Annotated in this window: 2 protein-coding genes; both read right to left on the bottom strand. The window is 67.5% G+C overall.

Going from position 1 to position 2186, the window contains the following annotated elements:
* Positions 1–412 (bottom strand): DUF1214 domain-containing protein (locus VDP82_RS17325; protein ID WP_323016069.1); only part of this gene is annotated, 412 nt, incomplete at its 3' end.
* 12 nt (positions 413–424) lie between these two features.
* Positions 425–2186 (bottom strand): PBP1A family penicillin-binding protein (locus VDP82_RS17330; RefSeq protein ID WP_323016070.1); only part of this gene is annotated, 1762 nt, incomplete at its 5' end.

The following is a 2186-nucleotide window of genomic DNA, read 5'->3' on the forward strand; positions in this document are numbered from 1 at the left end:
TGACCTGGATGGCGCCGTCATTGTCGCGGATGACGGCGCTGCTGCGCAGGGCCGGGGCGGCGTCGGGCGCGGCGATGTTGACCCCCTCCATGTCAAGCGCCACCAGCGTCCAGAAGGTGGCGAGCGGGGTGTGGCCGGCGAGGCGATAGGTGCAATCGCGGGTGAGTGGGGCGCCGGCGCTGTCGGTGGTGGCGAGAAATTGCAGGCCCTCGGCCTGGCCGAGCGGAAAGCCCGCCATGCGCGCCAGATGGGCGCGGGTATAGGGATTTGGCGCGGGCGCGCCGACATCGGGCCAGGCCTGCCATGGCCCGATCCGGGCGATGCCGAACAGCCGCCCATCGGTGAGGGCGGAATAGCTCAGGCCGAACCCGACCCCGAGCGCAATGGCGATCGCCAGAAGAAGGTGGAGCACGAACCGCACTCTCTAGAGCCCCTGCGTGGCGCGGGGTGCGGCGGCGCTGGCCTGATCGGAAAGCGGGGTGGCGGCCGCGGCGGCGGCGGCGAAGCGTCCGGCCAGGTCGAGCAGCTTGCGCGCCGCCCCTGCCGGCAGGCCGGGCGGGCGCTGGTCCTGCTCGTCCTCGGCGGCATCGGGGCCGGCGGCGGCGATGGCGGTGTTGTCGGGGGTGAAATCGACCCCGAAGACCGGCAGGATCTCGATATTGGTATGGGCATAGGCCATGAATTTCTGCCAGGCGATGGCCGGCAGATTGCCCCCGGTGAGGTTGCGGGTGGCGTGGTAGTCGTCATTGCCGAACCAGACCGCCGCCACGTAATTGCCGGTGAAGCCGCAGAACCAGGCGTCGCGATAGGACGAGGTGGTGCCCGATTTGCCCAGCACCGGCACGCCCTCGATGCGGGCGCGGGTGCCGGTGCCGCCGGTGACGACGCCGCGCAGCATGGAATTCATGTTGGCCACCGTGGTTTCGCTGAGCACGCGCTCGCGCGGGGCGTCGGGATCGCTCTCATAGACCAGCTCGCCGGTGAGCGTGGTCATGCGGGTGATGCCATAGGCGGGGGTCTTGAGGCCATGATTGGCCAGCACCGCATAGGAGGAGGTCATGTCCAGCACCGACACCGAGGCCACGCCCAGCGCCAGCGAGGCGGTGACCGGATAATCGGCTTGCAGCCCCATGCGGTGGCTCAATTCGGCGATGGGCGCGCGCCCGGTCTTGATCGAAAGCGTCACCGGCACGGTATTGAGCGACTGGGCGAAGGCGCTGGCCAGCGTCACCGTGCCCTTGTAGCTGCGGCCGTAATTCTGCGGGCACCAATTGCCGATGCAGACCGGCCGGTCGGTGATGAGGTCGGAGGGGGTGAGGCCAAGCTGCTCGAAGGCCTCGGAATAGACGAAAATCTTGTAGGCCGAGCCGGGCTGGCGGGTGGAGACGATGGCGCGGTTGAACTGGCTCTTGCCGTAGTCGATGCCGCCCACCATGGCGCGGATGGCCCCCACCGTGTCGGTGACCACCATGGCCGCCTGGCTGACATCATATTGCGCGCCCTGTTCGAGCACGGTCGAGACCACGGCCTCCTCGGCATATTTTTGCAGCGTGGTGTCGATGGTGGTGCGCACCACGAAATTATTGGAGCGGTGCTGGTGGCTCTCGATGAGGCGCTTGGACTGCTCGAAGGCCCAGTCGAGGAAGTAATTGGGGGAATCGGCGTCGGCGGCGCGGCTCACCGGCGTAGCCGGGTGGCGGCGCGCGGCGGTGACCTGCCCCTCGGTGAGGAAGCCTGAGGCGACGAGGTTGGAGAGCACCAGATTGGCGCGGCCGCGCGCGGCGGCCAGGTCCACATGGGGCGCGTAGCGCGTCGGCGCCTTGAACAGGCCCGAAAGCATGGCGGCCTCGGCCAGGGTGATGTCCTGCACCTTCTTGCCGAAATAATAATCGGCTGCGGCCACCACCCCGTAATTGCCGCCACCCATATAGGCGCGGTCGAAATAGAGCTTGAGAATGTCGTCCTTGGAATAATGCCATTCCAGCCAGACGGCGAGGAAGGCCTCGACGATCTTGCGCTCCAGCGTGCGCTCGGGCGAGAGGAACAGGTTCTTGGCCAATTGCTGGGTGATGGAGGAACCGCCCTGGGTGGAATTGTCACCCTGGGCATTGCTCATCAGCGCCCGCAGCGTGCCGACCACGTCGATGCCGAAATGCTCGTAGAAGCGCCGGTCCTCGGTGGCCAGC

This window comes from Devosia sp., assembly GCF_034675085.1.
Taxonomy (GTDB): domain Bacteria; phylum Pseudomonadota; class Alphaproteobacteria; order Rhizobiales; family Devosiaceae; genus Devosia.